At 48.8% G+C, this 21876-nt stretch carries 22 protein-coding genes, 2 pseudogenes and 1 riboswitch; of the genes and pseudogenes, 20 read left to right on the forward strand and 4 right to left on the reverse strand.

Annotated features, from left to right (window positions below):
- Nucleotides 1-72: 72 nt before the first annotated feature.
- Both zapA and JCM10914_RS07660 read left to right on the forward strand, forming a co-directional pair.
- Nucleotides 73-273, forward strand: coding sequence for a cell division protein ZapA (gene zapA / locus JCM10914_RS29860; protein WP_023959245.1), 201 nt, complete (start codon nt 73-75; stop codon nt 271-273).
- A gap of 2 nt (nt 274-275) precedes the next feature.
- The gene (locus JCM10914_RS07660) at nt 276-1937 is read left to right on the forward strand and encodes a hypothetical protein (protein ID WP_023959247.1); all 1662 of its coding nucleotides are present in this window, start codon (nt 276-278) and stop codon (nt 1935-1937) included.
- 83 nt (nt 1938-2020) lie between these two features.
- Here the strand turns inward: JCM10914_RS07660 and JCM10914_RS07665 are convergent, their stop codons facing one another.
- Together JCM10914_RS07665 and JCM10914_RS07670 are read right to left on the reverse strand one after the other, a co-directional pair.
- Nucleotides 2021-2401, reverse strand: coding sequence for a hypothetical protein (locus tag JCM10914_RS07665; protein ID WP_023959249.1), 381 nt, complete (start codon nt 2399-2401; stop codon nt 2021-2023).
- 172 nt (nt 2402-2573) lie between these two features.
- Entirely contained in the window at nt 2574-2936 is a 363-nt protein-coding gene (locus tag JCM10914_RS07670; protein WP_023959251.1) for a phage holin family protein, read from the reverse strand.
- Nucleotides 2937-3091: 155 nt separating this feature from the next.
- On the opposite strand from JCM10914_RS07670, the gene JCM10914_RS07675 reads away from it, so the two are divergent.
- The 4 genes from JCM10914_RS07675 (at nt 3092) to JCM10914_RS07690 (ending at nt 8069) form a co-directional block, all read left to right on the forward strand.
- Nucleotides 3092-5461: an endonuclease MutS2 gene (locus JCM10914_RS07675; protein ID WP_023959253.1), complete on the forward strand. Its 2370-nt coding sequence runs from the start codon at nt 3092-3094 to the stop codon at nt 5459-5461.
- Nucleotides 5462-5587: 126 nt separating this feature from the next.
- The gene (locus tag JCM10914_RS07680; RefSeq protein WP_023959255.1) at nt 5588-6007 is read left to right on the forward strand and encodes a DUF350 domain-containing protein; all 420 of its coding nucleotides are present in this window, start codon (nt 5588-5590) and stop codon (nt 6005-6007) included.
- A 128-nt stretch (nt 6008-6135) separates the two neighbouring features.
- On the forward strand, nt 6136-6690 hold the full coding sequence (locus JCM10914_RS07685) for a hypothetical protein (protein ID WP_023959257.1): 555 nt from the start codon (nt 6136-6138) through the stop codon (nt 6688-6690).
- A gap of 143 nt (nt 6691-6833) precedes the next feature.
- Nucleotides 6834-8069 carry an MFS transporter gene (locus tag JCM10914_RS07690; RefSeq protein WP_023959259.1) on the forward strand — a complete coding sequence of 412 codons (1236 nt, stop codon included), beginning with the start codon at nt 6834-6836 and terminating at the stop codon, nt 8067-8069.
- A 45-nt stretch (nt 8070-8114) separates the two neighbouring features.
- Here the strand turns inward: JCM10914_RS07690 and JCM10914_RS07695 are convergent, their stop codons facing one another.
- Nucleotides 8115-9338 carry an FAD-binding oxidoreductase gene (locus JCM10914_RS07695; RefSeq protein WP_023959260.1) on the reverse strand — a complete coding sequence of 408 codons (1224 nt, stop codon included), beginning with the start codon at nt 9336-9338 and terminating at the stop codon, nt 8115-8117.
- Nucleotides 9339-9489: 151 nt separating this feature from the next.
- Here JCM10914_RS07695 and JCM10914_RS07700 point away from each other — a divergent pair, with 151 nt between their 5' ends.
- From JCM10914_RS07700 to JCM10914_RS07760, 13 genes and pseudogenes are all read left to right on the forward strand, one after another.
- A complete protein-coding gene (locus tag JCM10914_RS07700) occupies nt 9490-9735 on the forward strand; it encodes a hypothetical protein (RefSeq protein WP_023959261.1) in 246 nt (81 codons plus the stop codon).
- A 33-nt stretch (nt 9736-9768) separates the two neighbouring features.
- A complete protein-coding gene (locus JCM10914_RS07705) occupies nt 9769-10152 on the forward strand; it encodes a spore coat protein (RefSeq protein WP_023959263.1) in 384 nt (127 codons plus the stop codon).
- 165 nt (nt 10153-10317) lie between these two features.
- A pseudogene (locus tag JCM10914_RS07710) lies at nt 10318-10817 on the forward strand (Lrp/AsnC family transcriptional regulator).
- Nucleotides 10818-10831: 14 nt separating this feature from the next.
- Nucleotides 10832-12037 carry an aminotransferase class I/II-fold pyridoxal phosphate-dependent enzyme gene (locus JCM10914_RS07715; protein ID WP_023959267.1) on the forward strand — a complete coding sequence of 402 codons (1206 nt, stop codon included), beginning with the start codon at nt 10832-10834 and terminating at the stop codon, nt 12035-12037.
- A 115-nt stretch (nt 12038-12152) separates the two neighbouring features.
- Nucleotides 12153-12416, forward strand: coding sequence for an aspartyl-phosphate phosphatase Spo0E family protein (locus tag JCM10914_RS07720; protein ID WP_023959269.1), 264 nt, complete (start codon nt 12153-12155; stop codon nt 12414-12416).
- A 182-nt stretch (nt 12417-12598) separates the two neighbouring features.
- Nucleotides 12599-13159, forward strand: a complete 561-nt coding sequence (locus JCM10914_RS07725; RefSeq protein WP_023959271.1) for a cob(I)yrinic acid a,c-diamide adenosyltransferase — start codon at nt 12599-12601, stop codon at nt 13157-13159.
- Between the two features lie 3 nt (nt 13160-13162).
- The gene (locus JCM10914_RS07730) at nt 13163-14113 is read left to right on the forward strand and encodes an RluA family pseudouridine synthase (RefSeq protein ID WP_023959273.1); all 951 of its coding nucleotides are present in this window, start codon (nt 13163-13165) and stop codon (nt 14111-14113) included.
- A gap of 33 nt (nt 14114-14146) precedes the next feature.
- Nucleotides 14147-14509 carry an arsenate reductase family protein gene (locus tag JCM10914_RS07735; RefSeq protein ID WP_023959275.1) on the forward strand — a complete coding sequence of 121 codons (363 nt, stop codon included), beginning with the start codon at nt 14147-14149 and terminating at the stop codon, nt 14507-14509.
- 110 nt (nt 14510-14619) lie between these two features.
- Nucleotides 14620-15552, forward strand: a complete 933-nt coding sequence (locus JCM10914_RS07740) for a 5'-3' exonuclease H3TH domain-containing protein (protein ID WP_370570224.1) — start codon at nt 14620-14622, stop codon at nt 15550-15552.
- 3 nt (nt 15553-15555) lie between these two features.
- The gene (gene modA / locus JCM10914_RS07745; RefSeq protein WP_023959279.1) at nt 15556-16398 is read left to right on the forward strand and encodes a molybdate ABC transporter substrate-binding protein; all 843 of its coding nucleotides are present in this window, start codon (nt 15556-15558) and stop codon (nt 16396-16398) included.
- Between the two features lie 5 nt (nt 16399-16403).
- Nucleotides 16404-17074, forward strand: a pseudogene (gene modB, locus JCM10914_RS07750) (molybdate ABC transporter permease subunit).
- A gap of 88 nt (nt 17075-17162) precedes the next feature.
- A complete protein-coding gene (locus JCM10914_RS07755; RefSeq protein WP_023959282.1) occupies nt 17163-18059 on the forward strand; it encodes an ROK family protein in 897 nt (298 codons plus the stop codon).
- A gap of 169 nt (nt 18060-18228) precedes the next feature.
- Entirely contained in the window at nt 18229-19242 is a 1014-nt protein-coding gene (locus tag JCM10914_RS07760) for an HRDC domain-containing protein (RefSeq protein WP_023959283.1), read from the forward strand.
- Between the two features lie 79 nt (nt 19243-19321).
- Here the strand turns inward: JCM10914_RS07760 and corA are convergent, their stop codons facing one another.
- Entirely contained in the window at nt 19322-20257 is a 936-nt protein-coding gene (corA, locus tag JCM10914_RS07765; protein ID WP_023959285.1) for a magnesium/cobalt transporter CorA, read from the reverse strand.
- Nucleotides 20258-20684: 427 nt separating this feature from the next.
- Nucleotides 20685-20814: riboswitch (SAM riboswitch) on the forward strand.
- A 132-nt stretch (nt 20815-20946) separates the two neighbouring features.
- Here corA and metA point away from each other — a divergent pair.
- A complete protein-coding gene (gene metA, locus JCM10914_RS07770) occupies nt 20947-21864 on the forward strand; it encodes a homoserine O-succinyltransferase (protein ID WP_023959287.1) in 918 nt (305 codons plus the stop codon).
- Nucleotides 21865-21876: the final 12 nt, after the last annotated feature.

A 21876-nucleotide genomic window follows, 5' to 3' on the forward strand; every position in this document is an offset into this window, starting at 1 on the left:
ATATATAATGAAGAGAGATGGAACCCTATCAGACATCATAGAACCTACACATAATAGAAGGAGGGCACGACTGTGACTACACCGGACCGTCAAAGCGTTACCGTAGATATCTACGGAACTTCTTATAAACTATTAGGCAGCAGCAGCAACTATACGAGACAGGTAGCCAGCTATGTGGATGATCGGATGCGAAGTATATCCAAGGCTCATGCCCGACTGGATACCCCCCGCATCGCTGTGCTGGCTGCAGTACATATGGCTGAGGAAGCTTGAAGATGCAGCAGTACCAGAGTGAAGCCAAGCAATTATCTTTCGAGCGTAATGAACTGCACACGGAGCTTTCCCGAATTCAGGCAGCTCAAGTTGAGCAACAGGAGAGAAGCCGGCAGCACAGTGAAGAGTTGGAGCGCAAGCTGTCCGAGCAGACGACTCTTGCGGAGAAATATCGGACCGCTCAAGACAATCTCGTAGCCGAAGCTGAGCGTTCCAAGGAACTGCTTCAGAAGGAGTCTGATCGCGTTGCAGAGCTGTTGAAGGACAAACAGCAGCTGGAGTTACAATTGAAGGAGCAGCGCGAACAACTGGAACGAGGTCACAAGCAGACGCTTGAGGAAACGAAGCGGCGTCATGATGGTCAGATCGGACAGCTTACAGGAAACCACAAGCAGGAGCTGGAGAAGCTGATCCAGGGGCATCAGTTATCCATTAAGCAGGCAGAAGAGAAATCCACTGCACACATCAAGCAATTGGAAGAAACGTATAAGAAAGAGATTCAACTGACAGAGCAGCAGCATGTCGAGACAGCTCAGGAACTGGAGAAACAGCTCTCGGATCAGCGAAGCCGGGGCGGACAGCTGCAATCCAAGCTGTCTCAAGCAGAGAAGGAGTTGGCTACCACGCGCACGGACTCGGCGAAGTTGAAGGAGGAGTTACAACTCTCCAAGCAGGCCGGGGAGACGGCGCGCAATGAATTGAAGTCGCTGCGTGCCCAAGCTGAGAGCCTTACGAATGAGCTTCAGACTCGCAAACAGGATTCCGATAAAGCAGAAGAGGAACGGCGCCGCCTGCAGAAGCTCGTAGTGGATGCGAATCAGAATGCACGTAAACAGCAGGAAGAGCTTCAACGCATCGGGACGGAAATGCAATCCTGGCGAAACCTTGCGGATCAGCGTAAGGAGGAGACGGGTGAGCTTGAGATGAGAATTGTTGAGTTGATGGAGGCCAATGAGAGTCTGGAAGACGGACTTAAGACGCTGCAAGATGAGTTCCATGCATTGAAGGATGAGTCTGATCGTGCAGTTGCCGATCGTAAATCTGCACAACAGGAACTGAAGGAGCTACAATTCCGTTATGACGAGTTGGACCGTGCGGGCAAGGAGGCCAACCTGCGCGAAGAGGAAACCGGCAAGTTGTATGCGATGTTGGAAGAAGAATATGATACTGTTTCGACTCAGCTCGACGAGCTAAGAAAGACAGCGGCAAGCAGTGAAGCACATGCACGTGAACTTGAGGAGCGGCTGCAGGATGCCGAAGAGCGCGCAGCTGAATGGAAGGAACAATACCGTGAATGGATAGCCGAGCGGGAACAGATCGCGGCGGAGAGCCAGAAATTGAAGACTGAGCGCGATGAATGGATCCAGCAGCAAAGCACTTTGGAAGAAGAGTTGCAATCGTGGCAGCAACAGATCGCGTCGGCTCAGGAGGCGCGCGAGCAATTGGAGGATGAGAAGCAAGAGGCATCACAGAAGTACGACGAGCTTGGCGAGCAGTATGAACTGGTCATGCACCAGTATCAGTTGTTGCAGGCAGAGCAAGAGCTGAAGGCCGAGCGTTCTGCCCAGCTTGAAGAGGAACACCGCAAGCTCAAGGATGAATATGCGAAGCTTCAGGTGGAATATAACGAGTGGATTGAACTGATTGAGCAGGACCAGCGCTAAATTCTACCGGCGTAATCGACCTGAAAAAACCTCCGGATCCAGAGGAACTCTGTATCCGGAGGTTTTCATGCTAAGTTAACGTATTATTCTTCGATAATGATCTTCGAGATCATCTGACTGTGTCCGGCTCCGCACATGATGGAGCAAGAAACTTCGAATTCCCCTGCCTTGTCGGGGGTAACCACGGTGGTGTTGTTCTTACGGTCCAACTGCAGTCCGAGTGCAGGAATCATGATGCCGTGATTGCCTTTCTCGTTCTCATATGTGATTTGAACAGGTACACCCTTCTTCAGGTGATATTCCGCTTGGTCGAATTCGAAGTCGGTCCCTTTAATGACTAGCTCCGCTTCAGGTGCGACTCCTGTATCGGTAATGCCGGAATTTCCTTGTGGTTCTTCGCCGCCGCAAGCTGCAAGCACGAAGAGGAGCATACAAGAAATAAGTAGCGCCATGCCTTTTCTCACTATAATCTCTCCTGACTATGAATTAGTTGTGAATGTTAAATATTCCATTTCTATCATAGCTCAGTTGAAGCGGATATGCACACGCCTCATTTGAAAAATTAGTGAACATGGGTACTATCTTCCAACATGAACAGACCCTCTGTTGTTAACAACAGAGGGTCTGAATGAGGGGTTAATCTCTGTGGCGACTTTTTCCTGCTTCAAACGGTGTGGAGATCGGAATAAACAGATCGATAATTCCGATGACCAGCGCAGCGAGCAGAGCCCCTAGAATGGATACGCTAACGCCGCCAACGATGAATTGCGCCAGGTAAATGACAAGCGCACTCACAAGGAAGCCGACGATACCGCGTCCGAACGGAGTAACCTTTTTGCCGAATATCCCCTCTATAGCCCAGCCAAACAGTGCTATGACCAGAGCGAGCAGCAAGGCGCTCCCGAATCCGCCGACGGAGAATTGGGGAACAATCCAACCGACAACCATAAGTACAAGCGCTGCAACGATGAATCGAACAACATGCCCGAGGAATTGCATGGAACCTGCCTCCTTCGTGTATAACTGGAATGTTACGCAGAATTTATTATTTCCTCATGACATCAGGTTATGTGTGGAAGGTTTTTGGATTCCATGGTGATTTGGATCGGGTTTCGTTATAATATAGGCATTGATTGAGAGGAGTTGTGAACTTCTTGAACGACAAGATTTTACAAACTTTAGAATACCGGAAAATATTAAATTCATTGGCACAATATACACAAACCTCGATGGGAAAAGAGCAAGCGGAAGAACTGAAGCCGCAAACGGACTTGGAACCTGTCAAGGATCTGCTTGCTGCAACCGATCAGGCTTATACGGTCGACAGATTGAAGGGGAATCCGTCCTTTCGGGGAGTTACGGATATTAACGATGCGCTGAAGCGAGCACGGATTGGCGGCACGCTTAGTCCGCACGAACTTCTCGCTACCTCCAACACCATTAACGGTTCACGTCGAATTAAGCGATTCATCGCTGGCATCCATGAAGAAGAGAAGATCGATATACTTTTCAATCTGAGCGATCTGATATCCGAGCAGAAGCCGCTTGAAGATGCGATCCGCATATGTATCGATGACGCGGCAGAGGTGCTGGATTCGGCCAGTGCGGAGTTGGCCCAGATCAGAAGAGAGCTGCGGGGCGGAGAAGTGCGAATTCGCGAGAAGCTGGAGTCGATGATCAGATCGCAATCGGTGGCCAAAATGCTTCAGGATCAATTGATTACGATCAGAGGAGACCGTTTCGTGATTCCCGTCAAAGCGGAATACCGTTCGTATTTCGGAGGGATTGTGCATGATCAGTCTGGCTCTGGTGCCACGTTGTTTATCGAGCCCGAATCCATCGTAGCCATGAACAACAAGCTAAAGGAGACGCGGATTCGCGAAGAGCGGGAGATTGAAGTGATTCTGCAGAAGCTGACGGCCAAGGTTGGCGAGGAGGCCGATCTGTTATCGATCGATGTAGATTTGGTTGGACAGCTTGACTTTATGTTTGCCAAAGCGCGTCTGGCTCATGTGATGAAGGCCTCGCTGCCTCGCATGAATGACAGAGGATATATCAAACTGCGCAAAGGGCGACATCCGTTGATTCCTGCTGAACAGGTTGTTCCACTGGATGTGGAGCTTGGCAATTCCTACACGTCGATTATCGTAACGGGCCCTAATACAGGCGGTAAGACGGTAACGCTGAAGACGATTGGCTTACTGAATCTGATGGCAATGTCCGGATTATTCGTGCCGGCCGAAGAAGGCAGCCAGATGTGCGTGTTTGATGCGATTTATGCGGATATTGGCGATGAGCAGAGCATTGAACAGAGTTTGAGTACCTTCTCCAGTCATATGACGAACATTATCCGGATCTTGAATCAGATGACACCGAAAAGTCTCGTCTTGCTCGATGAGGTTGGAGCCGGAACGGACCCGGCGGAAGGCTCTGCACTGGCTATAGCGATCTTGGAGCATATTCATCGCATGGGGTGCCGAATGATTGCAACGACGCATTACTCCGAATTGAAGGCTTATGCGTATGAGCGTAAGGGTGTCATTAATGCGAGCATGGAATTTGATGTGAATACACTGAGTCCTACGTATCGATTGCTTGTCGGGGTTCCGGGGCGAAGCAATGCCTTTGCCATTGCGGAACGCTTGGGCTTGCCTGGCTCGATCCTGGAGTTCGCACGGGGCGAAGTGAAGGAAGAAGATCAGCGAGTTGAGCATATGATTGCTTCACTGGAAGAGAATCGACACACCGCTGAAGTAGAACGCGAGAAGGCTGAGCAGGTCCGCAAGGAGATGGAGCAGCTTAGGGAGCGCCATCAGCAAGAGCTGCAGAAGCTCGAAGAGCAGCGAGACAAGTTGGTCGACAAAGCGAAGAGCGATGCGAAGATCATCGTCGACAAAGCGCGAGGCGAGGCCGAAGAGATCATCTCCGATCTTCGCAAGCTCGCACAAGAGGAAGGCGCATCCGTCAAAGAACATAAACTGATTGCAGCCCGGAAGCGTCTGGATGAAGCTGAACCCCAGCAGAGCAGGAAGACGGCAGCTCAGCGGGCGATCAAGCAGCAGCGCAGTATCGAGCCAGGCGATGAGGTACGCGTCTACAGCTTGAACCAGAAAGGGCATGTCGTTGAGATGGCCGGAAGTAAAGAAGCGGTCGTTCAGCTTGGTATTATGAAGATGAAGGTAGGGCTGAATGATCTGGAGTTGGTGTCCAGTCCAGCCGAGTCGACCAAACCATCGCCTAAACAGCATGCTACCGTCCTTAAACGAACTCGTGATGCCAATGTTCGGAATGAGCTCGATTTAAGAGGGGCTAATCTGGAAGAAGCCTTGATTGAGGTTGATCGCTTTCTGGATGAAGCCTTCTTGGGTAACCTGGGTCAGATTTATATCATTCACGGCAAAGGAACCGGCATTCTTCGAACCGGAATCCAGGACTATCTACGGAAGCATAAGCATGTAAAGAGCCACCGGTTAGGTAATTATGGCGAAGGTGGAAACGGCGTGACGATTGCTGAATTGAAATAAACCATGTTCCATTGAATTTTCAGGAACCGTTCCTTCCGTCTTTCGTATAGAATAACAGCATAGGAATTGAATAAGAGGATGCGCCATCGTGGCGTGTCCTCTTCAGACGGGGAGGAACTTATAGTCATGACGGAAGCCATTGATGACTTATTATCGCATCCGGTGGGCTCATTGGCCGGTTATTTCTCAGTTGCGATTCTGGCGCTTATCGTATATTTGTACTGCTTCGAAATGGTTACGAAATATAACTGCTGGGATGAGATTCGCAAAGGAAACGTGGCGGCAGCCATGGTAACTGGCGGTAAAATATTTGGAATATGTAATGTGATGCGCTATAGTATAACAGCCAATACCTCGGTTTTTGGCATGCTTAAATGGTCATTTTTCGGATTCGTTCTGCTGTTAGCGGCCTACTTGCTGCTTGAATTTCTAACGCCGGTGTTCTCGGTCGACGAAGAGATTGGCAAGGATAACCGGGCTGTAGGATTAATCGTATTGCTGATTACCGTATCTTTATCTTATATCATTGGAGCTAGCATTACTTAGACGTCTGCGGGAGGATAAGACAATGAAGTATTTACCGCGCATTTTGTTTGCGGCCGCTTTGATTTTTTTCGTAGCTGGCATTATATTCATGATGTCGCAATAAGAACGCTTGAAAGGAAGGATAACATATGGAGCCAACGGTCTGTCCATGGTGCCAGAGCGAAATCGTATGGGATGAGGAACTTGGTCCAGAAGAGCATTGCCCGCATTGTGCCAACGAACTCAAGGGGTACCGGACATTAAATATCGATCTGAACGATGATGAGGAATACACAGAACATTCGGATGAAGAAGCCTATGAGGCGTCAGAGGAAGAAGAACAAGAGCTTCACAGCATGTGGGGGTCGGATACCGAATCTCTGGCCGCATTGAGAACGGTGGATAAGTACGGTGAGAGCCATGATCTGTATGCGTTTGAACAGACGGTGGAAGCCATTCTCGACGAACAGGACGAGGTGCCGGAATGTCTGCATTGCAGAGAGTACATGCTTCACGCTGGAAGTCAATCCGTGACGGAGCAAGGATTTCATCCGGTTGCGCCGTCATTGTTAAAGACACCCGTACTGAAACCGCCTTTCGAGGTGAACATCTATGTATGCCCTGGATGTTTCCAAGTGCAATATAATCTGGCAGAGAATGATCGCTTGGCGCTAATCAAGAACCTCATTCGACCTCAAGAGTAATTTGAGTATGGAAGCCCAGTACAAAATTTTGAACTGAAGAAGCTGTGATGCACAGCTTCTTTTTTGCATGCATTCATAAGAATGGGAGAACAGGGCAGAATACCGTGGACTTACTAGCTAAAGGGTGAGGGAGGAATCGTGGAATGCGATGGACGAAGGATCCCCAAGCCGTGCTGCTGCTGTCGGTTCATGGTTTATTTCTACTGGCGAGTGCGCTGTCAGGTACATTTCTTAATGTGTATTTATGGAAAAGCCGTCAGGATTACACGATGCTTGGTTGGTTTACGATCGCACAACAGCTAGCACTCGGACTCACGTTCTGGGGTGCTGGCAAATGGGTCAAAGAGTTCAATAAAATGAACGCACTGCGTCTGGGCATAGCGATGTCAGGCATATTCTACTTATGCGTGCTTTGGGCTGGTAAAGAGGCGGTTAATTTTATCTGGCCGCTAGGCGTGCTCTTCGGGATATCGCTCGGTTTGTTCTGGTTGGCCTTTAACGTCGTATATTTCGAAATATCGAACGCATCCAATCGGGATTGGTTCAATGGCTGGCTGGGGCTACTCGGCTCCTTTACGGGCATCGTCGGTCCGTGGGTCGCAGGCTGGGTAATTACGTGGATGCATGGAGATCAAGGATACCGATTTATCTTCACTGTGTCCTTAATCATATTTGGCGTAAGTGTGGTGTTCAGTTTCTTTCTTCAAAAAAGACCGGTGCAACGGGATTATCGCTGGTTGGAAGCCGTAGAACGTATGAAAAAGGACAGTATCTGGAGACATGCTTCACTTGGACTCGTGTTCCAGGGATTAAGAGAAGGCGTATTCTCGTTTTTGATCTCGGTGCTTGTATTCGTGGCCACCGGTCAGGAATCGAAGCTCGGGCAGTTCGCGCTGATTACTTCGGCGGTGTCCCTTGTCAGCTACTGGCTATGCGGAAAATGGTTCAAGCCGAGCTACCGCAAGCGCGGGATGTTCATCGGTGCACTGCTCGTATTCGTCGTCATTCTGCCGCTGTTGTTATCCGTAAACTACGTTACACTACTCATACTTGGGATTGGAACCGCGTTGTTCATACCACTCTATATGATGCCCGCAACTTCCCTTAGTTTCGATCTGATGGGGATCAACGAGGAGAGTGCTAAGCTGCGTGTGGAATTGGTGGTACTTCGTGAACTGAGCTTGACCATAGGCCGTATATCGGGCTTGCTCATCTTCATTCTTGTCTTATCATTTCGGCAGGATTCGTTAACGGTCACGCTATTGCTGCTCCTGCTCGGTATGGCTCCGATTGGATCATGGATATTCATGCGCAGACTGTTTCACGAAGAGCATCGGACAAGCGGGAAGTCCATGAGGAAAGATGCATCATATAAATAGAAGAGGGCGCGTGCTGTTTGCCCGGCAAGCGCCTTCTTATTGGATTTATAGTTCGACCGAGCGTGTCAACGAGAACCAGCTAAGCTCTTCCGGTTCTTTCCCGGTGATGGTTTGTGCCAGCAAGTCGGCTGCGATCATGCTATAGACGGTTCCGTTGCCGCCATACACTTCGATAAAAAAACTGTGCGGATATTCCGGATGCCGACCAATCAGCGGAATGCCGTCTTTGGTGGATGCGAACATGCCTGCCCAACTGCAGGCGATCTTCAGGCGGTCATTAAGGTTTGGAAACAATCGTCTGATCTCTTCAAGCAATTGCTGCCCTCGGACAGCGGCATACTGTTCAGGTCTGCCGGAAGGTGGAAGAGGTTCATCGAGTCCTCCGGCAATAATCCGTTGGTCCGGGGTTGTTCGAAAATAGAGATAGGGTCTGGCCGTTTCCCATAGTAAGGATTTCTCATACCATGAAGACAGATCGGGTACAGGCTCAGTCAGAATGGCATACGTATTCTTCAATATGGCCTGATTGTCAGGCTTCCACTCCTGTGTAAGGTATCCGGTTGCCCAAATGACCTGTTGAGCCAGGACATAGCTGCTGTTATTTGTATACAAGGTAGCATCATCTTTCGTGTAAAGAATATGATCAACCTCACTGTGCTCATAGATGCGCAATCCGTTCAAGCTCGCTTCATGCAGCAATGCATGACCGAAGCGGTAAGGATCGACATCTGCATCACCATAGGTGTAGATGGCGGCCTCTTTAGAGAATGGAAAGGCAGATTTTATTCGTTGTCGATCCCAGTACTCGACCTCAAAGCCTTTTCGTTTCAGCAGATCGTATTCCTGTCTTATCATACCGGCATCGTCAGGAGAACTGGCGTAATACAGGCTCGCTCTCGGAAAAAATGAGGGATCCGTAGAGAGCTCTCCGGCGATAGTGGCCAGTCTTTTCACAGCGGTACGGCACATTTTATAGAAGGTGGTTCCTCTATGGTCATCAAACTGCTTGATCAGCTCGGTTAACGAGTTGTCATTACTAAATTGCAGCAATCCAGTATTGGCAGAGGTGCTGCCTTCACATACGTTCCTTTTTTCCAACAGCACAGTATCAACACCTGATTTGTTCAACACATAAGCCATTAACGCGCCGCTAATGCCGCCACCGATCACAACGACATCACAACGGATCGATTCCGTTAAAGTGGGGTATGAACGGACCGGTTCCGTATTCAGATATTTCCAGGGGGTAATGCCGCCGGTTAATAGCATGACTTATTTTCCTCCTCATCGAGCTATGGGTCATGGATTTATTGTGTGCGTTCAAGATTTGTTTATGATCTTGATTTTTTAAAACATAGTTAGGGCGCGCTTGAGACATACTAGCTATCGTGCAACTTAAATGGAAAGGGGAACGAATGACATGACACCTAACCACCAACTGGAGCCTCTGTCCTCTAAAGAATTGGACTATATCATGGATTGCATCTCGAATGAGACGATGCTGGCGAAGCATTGTGCCGCAACAGCGGCTGCTACCCAGAACCCGGCGATTCAGCAAGCGCTGCTCGGTTTTGTTAACCGTCATGAGCAACACCTGGACATGCTGGTTAACTCCCTGCAAGCTCATAGCAGCGTTGCTCCGACGCAGCTCAGTAACCACGACTAACCCAAGCCTAATATGATGAAGGAGGACTTCGATATGAATACCAACCAAGGTAGTTCTTTCTTGCCGGAGGAGGATCTTCTTGATCCGATTCTGGGTGAACTGAAACGTTCCGTGCGTGAATACACGACCGCTACTACCGAATCGTCTTGTCCCGATATCCGGAAGATGTTCACGGATCTGACAGCCGATACGCTCAAATTGCAGGGCGAATTTTTTACGATGATGAAACAGAATAATATGTACACGATGGGGCCAACTGCGCTGAAGTATGACGTGGATAAACAGCACAAGCAGGCTCAGCAATCCATTCAGAAAGCACACGATACGATCCAGCAGAAGACCAGCGGGATTGGTGCGATGTCTCGCGGGAATATCAACGCCCATGCTTCAAATGTGACACCTACTTCTTATATGTAACCCGCAGCTTCAATCCAACTCAGCATTCAAAACCGAAAGTCACTCCAGGCTCGCTTCTGGACGTGTTTCGGTTTTTTTCTTTTGCACATCCCGTGTGAGTTATTGTAATATTAGTATTAATCTCGATCCCGAGATGACTCAAAAAACATGCTGGAGGATGCGTATATGGAAGAGCTAAGCGAATTAAAACTGAAGGTGCTTAACCTGCTGAAAGAAGATGCGAGAAGATCGCCGGCTCTGCTCTCTACGCTTCTGGGCGTGGATGAGGAAGAAGTGAAGACCTCCATTGCAGAACTGGAGCGCGACCATGTGATCGTCAAGTATGCCACGGTAGTGAATTGGGGCAAGGTGGAGGACGAGAAGGTAACGGCTTTGATCGAAGTCCAAATAACGCCTGAACGCGGTCGGGGTTTTGAAGGAATCGCCGAAAGAATCTATCTGTTTCCCCAAGTGAAATCGGTCTATCTGATGTCAGGGCATATGACTTACTGGTTGAGGTCGAAGGGGCCAACCTCAGAGAAGTAGCCAATTTTGTATCGGAGAAGCTATCTCCGATTGATTCAGTATTGTCAACCAAAACAAACTTTACCTTAAAAAAATATAAACAAGACGGGATTATCTTTGAAGAGCGTCAAGAAGACAATCGTCTCCTGATCTCGCCGTAAAGGAAGCGTGTGCTATGATTGTAAATGAAGAGCAGCTTGCAGAAAAAAACAGAAAATCCATGAGTTCCTATTTGGCGCCTAGAGTCAGGGACATTCAACCATCCGGTATCCGAAAATTTTTCGATCTTGTTAGTGGTAACAAAGATATCATTACGCTTGGCGTAGGAGAACCGGACTTTGTTACGCCATGGCATGTACGTGAAGCCTGCGTCTATTCGCTAGAACGCGGGTTCACAGGCTATACATCGAATGCAGGCATGCCAGAGCTCCGGGAAGCGATCGCAGAATATTTGGATCACAGCTTTCACGTTCGATACAATCCTGCTAGCGAGATCTTGGTAACAGTCGGAGGAAGCGAAGCTATCGATCTGGCTTTGCGCGCCTTGATTGTACCGGGTGATGAAATCCTGATACCGGAACCGTGCTATATTTCATACTCGCCGATCGCGTCCATTGGCGGCGGTGTTCCTGTCGGAATCGAGACAACAGCCGAACATCAATTCAAGTTAACGGCAGAGGCGCTGGAAGCTCAGATTACGCCGAAATCGAAAATTCTAATCTTGTGTTACCCAAGCAATCCGACAGGTGCAACGATGACCTATGAGGATTGGCTGCCGATTGCGGAGCTTGTGGAGAAGCATGACCTGATCGTGATCTCTGACGAAATCTATGCGGAGCTTACATATGAAGGTCAGCACGTGAGTTTTGCCGCGATGCCAGGTATGCTGGATCGAACGATTCTGGTGAGCGGGTTTTCCAAAGCTTTTGCGATGACAGGCTGGCGCATGGGATATGTATGTGCTCACTCCGATCTGATCAGCGCGATGCTCAAGATTCATCAATACACCGTGATGTGTGCGCCGGCAATGGGCCAGGTAGCCGCATTAGAGGCACTGCGCAACGGTATGGGGGAGAAAGACCGAATGGTGGAATCCTACAACCAGCGCAGACGTCTCGTTGTTCAGGGACTGCGTGACATCGGATTGGATTGCCACGAACCACAAGGAGCCTTCTATGCCTTCCCAAGCATTAAACGAACAGGGCTGTCGTCGGATGATTTCGCACAGCGTTTATTGACAGAAGCCAAGGTCGCAGCCGTACCCGGGACCGCTTTTGGGCAGGGGGGAGAAGGATTCATACGTTGTTCTTATGCCACGTCCATCTCACAGCTGAACGAAGCGCTGGAAAGAATGGGCAGATTTGTGGAAAAATTAATGTAAGGATAAAGACTGCTTCTTTTCCTTGAATTAACAAAAAATTTACTTTTATTCGGTGAAAAACATGTTATAATTTTATTTTGGGAGCAGATTTTAACTTTCCAAGGAGGGATCACCAGTGTTTTGTGATTACGAATTGTCAAACTATCGTGGTGACTATGCGGCTGAAGACAACAATCACGGTAAATGGTCAATTGAATCAGCGAAAGCCAACCCTCAAGAGTTAACCTTGGAAGACGAAATTCACATGCTTCGCCGCAAGATGGAACAAATCTTCTTGGAAGAACAATCTTTCACTTCTGAGATCGTCATTGAGATCAGCAGCCTGCTTGATCTGAAGATCAACGAGTACATGAGGGCCAATCCGAAGAAGAAGCTGTAATTTAACGTTATCTTTTTTTGAGTTCATATATGAGACATTCATGGCAGGGCTATCCTTTGAGAACGACTCAAGGGTAGCCCTGCTTGTTATGAGATCGTACTTCTGAAATATGATATAGTGAAACATAATGAGATGTAATACGCTTCATAAAGACGTGAAGCATGCATGGAGGAGGAGATAAGATGAAAGTATACACGCGAACGGGAGATGCGGGTCAGACGTCCATTATCGGGGGACGAGTCTCGAAAGATGATCCGCGAATCGAGGCTTACGGTACGATTGACGAACTAAACAGCTTCGTTGGGCAAGCGGTATATCTGGCTGAACAACAAGAGTGGGAAGCGATGCAGCTGCAGCTAATTCGTATCCAACACGAGCTGTTTGATTGTGGGTCTGATCTTGCGTATGCAAGACCAAGCGACGACAAGCTGAAGGTTCACGCAGAACTGGTAGACAATCTCGAAGCATGGCTGGATGCATGGGAAGAGCATAACCCTGAGCTGCAACGATTTATTTTGCCTGGCGGCAGTGCCCTATCATCAGCGCTGCACGTATGCCGTACGATCTGTCGGCGAGCTGAACGGTTAACGGTTACCTTGGAGCGGAGCATTGAGATTAATCCGGAGGTGCGCCGTTATTTAAACCGCCTGTCCGATTATTTCTTTGTGGCAGCTCGTGCAGCAAATGTGCACGCCGGCGTACCGGACGTAGAGTATGAGCGGAGCGGGAAGGTGTTCCGTTAATTCATGAGTTTGTACTATCCGCCAATTACTTATAATGTAACGACACAAGATGAAGGCATGCTATTAAAGACCGTGCTTCAGAGGAGAATGGGCGTATCGCGCAAACTAATGTCCCGTCTCAAACTGACGGAGCGGGGAATTATGTTGAACGGCACCCGTGTATTCATTAGCGTAAAGGTACATGCCGATGATCGGATCGAACTCCATATGGAACAGGAACGCTCGGATGACATCATGCCGCAGCCAATGGAGCTCTCGATCCTGTACGAAGATGAAGCTTTGCTTGTGCTGAACAAACCGGCTGGAATCGTCGTGCATCCAACACATGGACACTATACGGGCACTCTGGCAAACGGAGTTGTCCATTATTGGAACGAGCAAGGCTGGAATTATCGCTTCAGAGCCGTGCATCGCTTGGACCAGGATACGTCAGGCGTACTGGTTGTGGCGAAGAATCCCTATATCCATCAGCATATTTCGGAGCAGATGATCGCAGGGAGCGTGGACAAAAAATATATCGCTTTTGTGCATGGGCAGCTTGATTGCGCTGAGGGCGATATAACGGGCCCTATTGACAGGGACCCGCTGGAACCGCATCGCCGCATCGTCACTCCTGCCGGATATCCGTCATTAACACGCTACAAGGTTTGCCGCACGTTCCCGCATGCTTCTCTGGTAGAGCTGAAGCTGGAAACCGGCAGAACCCATCAGATTCGAGTCCATATGCTGAGCATCGGTTATCCGCTGATAGGCGACCCGATGTATCATCACCCTGAGCATGAGCAGTCTGAAGCTGATAGGAACTTGAACGAACGCATAGGGAGGCAGGCGTTGCATGCTGCAAGTCTTTCCCTATACCACCCAATGCTAGGAAAGCGGATGACGTTTACCGCTCCTCTCCCTCAGGATCTCTTGACGCTTCAAGCTATACTCGAAGATCAAGGCCTGTCTTAATTTCATAACAACTAGCGAAGGAGACATCCATCTATGCACCAACTGAAAGTGTATCAATATCCAAAATGCGGTACTTGCCGTAATGCAGTGAAGTGGCTTCAGAACGAGGGGTATGAGCTGAGCCTCCAGAATATTTTTGAACAAGCACCGACAACGGACGAGTTAGAAGATCTGATCGCTAAAAGTGGACTGGAACTGAAAAAGTTCTTTAATACGAGCGGAGAAGTCTACAAGGAAATGAATTTGAAGGACAAGCTGGCTGGTCTAACGGATAAGGAAAAAATCGAGCTGTTATCCTCGAATGGCCGCTTGATCAAACGTCCGATTGTAACGGACGGCAGCCAAGTTACGGTTGGATTTAAGGCCGAACAATATCAGGCATCATGGGGAAAGTAACGAACAGCTAATGCTGTGTATTCGTGATTGCAAATATGCACCATGCCATAAGGATATGAGCGCTTGTCCAATCGTCGCGTCGGCTGTGGTATAATGACGAAGTATATTATATGGCGTACGAAGTTTTTAACCAGTTAGGAGCGATTTATAACGTGATACCGAATCAGCAACCATCCTTGCTGCTTGTAGACGGGATGGCTTTATTATTTAGAGCTTATTATGCAACAGCTTCCAGCGGCTACATCCGCCGAACGAAATCCGGCGTGCCGACGAATGCGATTTACGGATTCCTGCGCTACATGTGGGATGCAATTGACAAGTTTCAGCCGACGCATGTAGCCTGCTGCTGGGATATGGGCTCCAAGACCTTCCGCACGGAACAGTTCGCTTCATACAAGGGAAACCGCCCGGAGGCACCGGATGATCTCATCCCGCAATTTTCTCTTGTACGTGATGTAACAGAGTGTCTTGGCATACCGAACCTGGGAGTTGTAGGATATGAAGCGGATGATTGCATTGGAACTTTAGCCAGACGGTTCGGTGAGAATATGAACGTCATGGTTTTGTCCGGTGATCATGATCTACTGCAATTGGTTAGTCCGACAACGTCTGTCATCATTATGAAAAAAGGCCATGGCAACTATATGGTCTATACTCCTGAATCTTTGTATGCAGAGAAAGGACTGCTCCCTCATCAGGTTATTGATGTTAAGGGACTTATGGGAGACACGAGTGATAACTACCCTGGCGTGCGTGGGATCGGGGAGAAGACTGCGATGAAGCTGATTCAGGAATATGAATCCATCGATGGTATTCTGAGCAATCTTGATGCACTTGCGAAGGGAGTTCGAGCCAAGATCGAAGCCGATATGGAAATGCTGCATTTATCGCGCACACTAGCTGCTATCCATTGTGAGGTGCCGATGGATTGCGAATTGGATATATGTGTCCTCTCTGTCGATCACGAGCGTGCGTTAACGAAGCTGGAGGAACTTGAAATGAAGAGCCTCGGGCATCTCTTTGGGCTGGCGGTGAATTCCTGAGTCATGTTTAGTCCATCAACTAGAGGAAGAGGATTTGTAGCCGGTGTATTAGTTGTCATTGTATTTATCTTGTCTGCTTGTGGTGCTGCAGAATCGCCAGCAGATTCTAACGCAACTGAATCCGAGTCCAATCCACAACCGATACAATTGACCATTTCAGCGGCAGCGAGCCTTAAAAGCGCATTAGATGAAGCAGGCGAGCTCTTCGAGACACAGTATCCGCACATTACGCTGCGGTATAATTACGGTGGATCAGGGGCGCTTGCACAGCAGCTTGAGCAAGGGGCACCCGTAGATTTATTCATCTCTGCTGCGAATGCGCCGATGGATCGCCTGATCGACAAAGGGATCGTAGATGCGGACGCGGTTCAATTAATGCTGCGTAATTCCTTGGTCTTGATTGAGTCAGCCGCTAGCAATGATTTAAGCCAACTGCAGGATCTGTTGAAACCGAACGTGCGCATTGTGGCGATTGGTGAAGTGGATACGGTACCAGCAGGCGAATATGCGAAGGAAGCACTTCAGAATGAAGGGCTATGGGAAGAAGTGGAGACAAAGGCGGTATACGGGAAGGATGTGACGCAAGTGCTGGCTTATGTGGAGTCTGGCAATGCGGATGCAGGATTCGTCTATAGCACGGATATTCAGCATTCGACCAAGGTAAGACAGGTGATAACGATTGACCCTGACAAGCATCGACCTATCGAATATCCCGCTGCCGTACCGAATCAAGCCAGTCATCCCGATGAAGCAAGTCGATTTCTGGAGTTCATGAATATGCCGGAAGTGGAGCAAATCTTTAGCCAAGCTGGATTTATCATCGTGGAGGAATCGGGGTCACAGTGAACGGGATGGACATGTTCTGGATGCCCGTCTGGCTCTCTCTTAAAACTTCACTATTAGCCAGCATCCTGGCATTTATACTCGGATCTGCCGCGGAAGGTGGATGTCCAGACGTTCGTTTGCAGGTAAATCGATCGTAGAGACTGTATTGATGCTTCCGCTTGTACTTCCCCCGACGGTTGTCGGTTTCCTGCTGCTAGTTCTTCTAGGCAGGAACAGCTGGATCGGAGCAGCGGTTGAATGGTTGTTTAACAAACCGGTCATATTCAGTTGGGGAGCTGCCGTTATTGCGGCTATCGTCGTGTCCTTTCCGCTGGTATACCAGAGCATGAGGGTCGGCTTCGAATCCATTGACGCGGAGCTTGAGGATTCAGCCCGTTCGGCTGGGGCAGGCGAGTGGCAGGTGTTTCGCTGGATTACGTTCCCACTGGTACGCAGAGCCGCACTTTCAGCGTATATCTTGGCATTTGCGAGGGGGCTTGGCGAATTTGGGGCGACATGGATGGTGGCCGGTAATATTCCCGGCGTAACCCAGACTTTGCCCATTGCTATATACATAGCCGTCGGAAATGGAGATTCGCGCCTGGCATGGGCATGGACCGGGTTCATGATCCTGTTCTCATGGCTGCTGCTAGCGGCTTCCGGCATAGGCAGGAAGAGCGAACAGAAGCGGAAATAAAGAGGCCTGGGGTCTTGTATTGCCTGTTAGAATAAATGATATATTGCAAGAATCTATAGAACAGCATTGTGGAGAGGATGAAAACAGAATGGCTTTACTTGGAGCAATTGAAGCTGGTGGAACCAAATTTGTATGCGGTGTGGGAACAGAGGACGGCACGGTCGTCGAGCGTGTTAGCTTTCCCACGACAACGCCTGAGGAAACGATGGCCCTGGTCTTTGAATTTTTTGCGAGTAAGGAGCTGACAGCGATCGGTGTGGGTTCGTTTGGTCCGATCGATCCTGTGAAAGGCAGTCCTACATATGGTTGTATTACTACGACGCCCAAGCCGCACTGGAGCAATTATAATATCGTAAAGGCGTTGGAAGAGCGGTTCGGTGTTCCTGTCGGGTTCGACACCGATGTGAACGGCGCTGCGCTTGGAGAATATACGTGGGGAGCGGCACAGGGGCTGGATAGCTGCTTGTACATAACGATCGGAACAGGAGTCGGCGCCGGCGCTGTTGTGTCTGGACAACTGATCCACGGCTTGTCTCATCCGGAGATGGGACACATTATAGTACGTCGCCATCCGGATGATTCGTATGAAGGGACATGTCCATATCATGGAGATTGCCTGGAAGGGCTGGCTGCAGGACCTTCGTTAAGTAAACGTTGGGGCGTGCCAGGGATTGAGCTGACACCGGACCATCCGGCATGGGAGATGGAGGCATATTATCTCGCGCAAGCTCTCATGAACTACGTCTTGGTGCTGTCTCCGCAGCGAATCGTTATGGGCGGGGGTGTCATGAAGCAGCAGCATCTGTTCGGACTCATCCAGCAGAAACTCCAGGAACTGCTGGCAGGGTATGTGCCGCATGCTAGTCTGAATGAGGAGATCGGTCAATACATCGTGCCGCCTGGGCTCGGTGACAATGCCGGAATCTGCGGTGCGCTGGCGCTGGCTAAACTTGCCTTGGACGAAACTGACACCGTTCTGGCATAAGATGAATTCGCATCGCGAATCTGCTCTTGATTACATGACCATTTATGGTATTATATAGATAACAGTATAATTTTCGGGAACGGGAAGCACCTTTTCTACGCTGCGGCGGGAAAGGGTGCTTTTTTGGCGTTGTAAAGAATTATGCTGTAATGAATGAGGAGGTAATGGGATGCAAATTGTGTTCATGAATCAGATGAGCCGTACGGATGAGGCGGGCCATCTCTGCTTGGCACAGGTGTGGATCGGTGAAGAGGAAGGAGTATGGCAACTGGGCTGGCGTGATTTGGAGCCGGATGGCGAAGAGTCGGATGATGATTGGTATGAAGGAAATTCATGGAATGAGCTGTTATATGTATACCGTCATCAACTGGCCAGAAAACTCGGGGAAGGCTACCGGCCGATGATCGAGGGAGTCTTTAACGAGCCTGATGAGGGTGGTGCGCGGAATATAAACTCGCAGAAGCTGTATTGTTACAGCGAGTTGTACGGATCTGAGGAGTTATATACGGAACTATGTGCGTGGCGACGTCGAAAGGCCGCTTCAGGCAGAAAGGCACCTTATTTTATAGCAAGCAATCGTGTACTTAGGTTAATTAGCGCATTTATGCCGCTGACCGAGAATGAGCTGCTGCAGCTTCCGGGAATTGGCACAACCAAAGTTTCCGAATATGGCGTGGAGTGGCTGGAGATGACGGCCAAGGCAGAGCGGAAGCAAGGATTTCCTTTGGATTGGGTTTATGAGCAGTTATCCGAGGATGCGTTTCATTCCTGGCTCTACAAGCAGAAGGAACTGCGATACAAGCAGGAGCTGGACCGTTTCCGGATCCGCAGAACGATGTTGCTGGCGATCGCTGAAGGAGCTTCATTATCCGAGCTAGAGCAGCGGACTTCACTATCGAGGCGCGATCTGGTGGAGCAATTGGAAGAATTGGAGAAGGACGGATATGATACCGAGCGTCTTATTCAGTTCGAATTGAGCGAGATGAGCCATCAAGAGCAGGCAGAGATATGGAAGGCATTTGAGGAACTTGGAGATACGTTCTTGAAGCCGGTGCTGCAGCGAGTGTATGGTCAAGAGCGCGAGAATGAAGAAGCTGCGGGAACGGAGACCTTATATGAGCGGCTACGCCTGATTCGGATTCGGTTCAGAAGGGATATCTCGATGAAGGCAAGCGTCAGCTGACAAGTTCTCGTTAACTGGGGGAAATAGCACAAAGGCGCCACCAGTTGTATTCCTGGTAACGCCTTTGTCTGCATAATCATCAAATCCAGTCCTTTTTGCGGAACAGGTAGAACATGAGTAAACCGGCGGACACCATAATGCCGATTACGAAGTAATACGAGTATTTCCAGTGCAACTCCGGCATGTTATCAAAGTTCATTCCATATATACCGGTAATGAGCGTCAACGGAATGAAGATCGTCGTAATGGCGGTAAACACACGCATGATTTCATTCGCGCGATTGGCGATGCTGGACTGGTAAGCTTCTCGAAGGTTACCCATCAAGTCCCGGTACGTCTCGAAAGTCTCGGAGATCTTGACCGCATTCTCATAGATGTCACTAAAGTATTTCTGGAGCTGATCGTCGATCAGCCGCAGGTCTTTTTTGTTCAAAGTATTGATTACTTCTTTCTGTGGTCCAAGCACTTTCTTGAGCCATAGTATTTCACTACGCAGACCGATAATCTCGCTCAGGTGCGTCTTCTTGGTATGAATGAGAATGTCTTCTTCAAGCTTCTCGATTCTCGCTTCAATGCGGTCCCCTACCGTAAAATAATTGTCGGTTACCAAGTCGATCAGAATATAGAGGAAGCGGTCTGGTGTGCTGACCTCATCTTCCCACAACAGCGGTTTTACCGAGCGCAGTTCGTGAATCTTCTGTTTGGTAACCGTAATAATGAAATGACGACCAAGAAATATGTTAAGGGCACGAAGGAAGATTTCTTCGTCATCAAAGCGAATACTGTTCACGACAATAAAATAGTGGTTCTCATATATTTCGATTTTTGGACGCTGCTCCTCTTCACTGAGGCAGTCCTCGACAGCAAGATCGTGAAGCGAGAATAAAGGCTGCAGTTCAGCTAAATCGTCCACGTCGCAATCCAGCCAGTAGAAGCCGCTGGCTGGAGCTGTCAGCGTCATTTCAATGTCATCAATAGGGGTAAATATACCCGAATCAACCAACCGGATTTTCATCTGATATCACTCCTTTTTCGTATAACAAGCCTGACTTAAGAGCAGGCATAAAGATATCAGCGAACCGGTAAACGGGCATGAGTTCAGGGAAGATACACGTTTAATAAAAGTGCATGAAAAATAACGCTCCCCTTTGCCGGTAAGCTGATCTTTATCCTATGCGGCCCAGCATCCTGGGTATCTGTTAACTGGCTCGGGTCACCGTCCATTTTCCATGTCACCTCTTTTTTTCAGGTTGTTGTAGCACTTGTCTAGTATAACGCCGAGGATTGGACCTTTCAAGGCTGAAAACCGGCATCAACTCTGCCATAGCACAGGGTATGGTAACGATGAGCAAAATGTGACGATAGCAAGAAAAGCATCTTGACGAAGCATCCCGGATGATTTAAAGTAAGTATCAATCAAGAAGACAATTAAATACAGCGAAATCTTATCAAGAGCAGGTGGAGGGACTAGCCCTATGAAACCCGGCAACCGGCGGCAACATCGCACGGTGCTAATTCTTGCAGGATATACGCTCGCTTATCATGAGCCGCGTATAGTCTGACAGATGAGAGAGGCGCATGGTGATACGTATATGTCGACCTTTCTCTACTGAGAAGGGTCTTCTTTGCGTTTGCACAGTCTAACGCTCTTTCTCACAGCTGAATGATGTACATTTCATAATTTATTGAAGGAGTGAATCACGAATGCCAATCAAAATTCCAGACGCTTTGCCGGCCAAGGAGGTTCTATCAGGGGAGAATATCTTTGTTATGGATGAGACGCAAGCGTTCCAACAAGATATTCGTCCGCTGCGGATCGCGATCTTGAACTTAATGCCGACGAAGGAGACAACCGAGACTCAATTGTTGCGGTTGATCGGGAACTCGCCGCTCCAGGTCGATGTCGTTCTGCTTCATCCAAGCTCTCACGTGTCGAAGAATACATCGGCAGAGCATCTTAAATCGTTCTATAAAACGTTTGAAGAAGTAAAGAATCGACGCTTTGACGGTATGATTATCACCGGAGCTCCCGTGGAGCAGTTCGAGTTCGAGGATGTGAATTACTGGGAGGAGCTTAAGGAAATATTCGAATGGACCAAGAGCCATGTCACATCAACACTGCATATTTGCTGGGCGTCACAGGCGGGGCTCTATTATCATTATGGTGTACCTAAATATGCCTTGGACCAAAAATGCTTTGGCGTATTCTCCCATACGATTAATGAACCCTGTACCAAGCTGCTGCGCGGTTTTGATGAGATGTTCTTCGTGCCCCATTCCCGCCATACAGAAGTTCGACGTGAAGACATTACGGGAATCGATGATCTAGTTATTCTCTCGGAATCCGAAGAAGCAGGCATCTACTTAGTAGCAACCAAGGACGGCAAACAGATTTTTGCAACTGGACATTCGGAGTATGACTCCGATTCCCTGAAGTGGGAGTATGACCGGGACGCTGCCAAAGGGATGGATATTGATCTGCCGCGTCATTATTATCCGAATGATGATCCGACCCGGAATCCTCCATCCACATGGCGCGCTCATGCCAACTTATTATTTACAAACTGGCTCAATTACTATGTATATCAAGAAACGCCATACGATATTGGTCCACAAATATAGCAAATTTCCGAT

Source organism: Paenibacillus sp. JCM 10914, assembly GCF_001315105.1.
In the GTDB taxonomy this organism is placed as follows: domain Bacteria; phylum Bacillota; class Bacilli; order Paenibacillales; family Paenibacillaceae; genus Paenibacillus_AQ.

Excerpts from the sequence above, each read along its gene's own strand:
- JCM10914_RS07660 (WP_023959247.1), top strand. The coding sequence starts at position 276 with ATGCAGCAGTACCAGAGTGAAGCCAAGCAATTATCTTTCGAGCGTAAT.
- JCM10914_RS07670 (WP_023959251.1), bottom strand. The coding sequence starts at position 2,936 with ATGCAATTCCTCGGGCATGTTGTTCGATTCATCGTTGCAGCGCTTGTA.
- JCM10914_RS07680 (WP_023959255.1), top strand. The coding sequence starts at position 5,588 with ATGACGGAAGCCATTGATGACTTATTATCGCATCCGGTGGGCTCATTG.
- JCM10914_RS07685 (WP_023959257.1), top strand. The coding sequence starts at position 6,136 with ATGGAGCCAACGGTCTGTCCATGGTGCCAGAGCGAAATCGTATGGGAT.
- JCM10914_RS07690 (WP_023959259.1), top strand. The coding sequence starts at position 6,834 with ATGCGATGGACGAAGGATCCCCAAGCCGTGCTGCTGCTGTCGGTTCAT.
- JCM10914_RS07695 (WP_023959260.1), bottom strand. The coding sequence starts at position 9,338 with ATGCTATTAACCGGCGGCATTACCCCCTGGAAATATCTGAATACGGAA.
- JCM10914_RS07700 (WP_023959261.1), top strand. The coding sequence starts at position 9,490 with ATGACACCTAACCACCAACTGGAGCCTCTGTCCTCTAAAGAATTGGAC.
- JCM10914_RS07705 (WP_023959263.1), top strand. The coding sequence starts at position 9,769 with ATGAATACCAACCAAGGTAGTTCTTTCTTGCCGGAGGAGGATCTTCTT.
- JCM10914_RS07715 (WP_023959267.1), top strand. The coding sequence starts at position 10,832 with ATGATTGTAAATGAAGAGCAGCTTGCAGAAAAAAACAGAAAATCCATG.
- JCM10914_RS07725 (WP_023959271.1), top strand. The coding sequence starts at position 12,599 with ATGAAAGTATACACGCGAACGGGAGATGCGGGTCAGACGTCCATTATC.
- JCM10914_RS07730 (WP_023959273.1), top strand. The coding sequence starts at position 13,163 with ATGAGTTTGTACTATCCGCCAATTACTTATAATGTAACGACACAAGAT.
- JCM10914_RS07735 (WP_023959275.1), top strand. The coding sequence starts at position 14,147 with ATGCACCAACTGAAAGTGTATCAATATCCAAAATGCGGTACTTGCCGT.
- JCM10914_RS07740 (WP_370570224.1), top strand. The coding sequence starts at position 14,620 with ATGGCGTACGAAGTTTTTAACCAGTTAGGAGCGATTTATAACGTGATA.
- modA (WP_023959279.1), top strand. The coding sequence starts at position 15,556 with ATGTTTAGTCCATCAACTAGAGGAAGAGGATTTGTAGCCGGTGTATTA.
- JCM10914_RS07755 (WP_023959282.1), top strand. The coding sequence starts at position 17,163 with ATGGCTTTACTTGGAGCAATTGAAGCTGGTGGAACCAAATTTGTATGC.
- JCM10914_RS07760 (WP_023959283.1), top strand. The coding sequence starts at position 18,229 with ATGCAAATTGTGTTCATGAATCAGATGAGCCGTACGGATGAGGCGGGC.
- corA (WP_023959285.1), bottom strand. The coding sequence starts at position 20,257 with ATGAAAATCCGGTTGGTTGATTCGGGTATATTTACCCCTATTGATGAC.
- metA (WP_023959287.1), top strand. The coding sequence starts at position 20,947 with ATGCCAATCAAAATTCCAGACGCTTTGCCGGCCAAGGAGGTTCTATCA.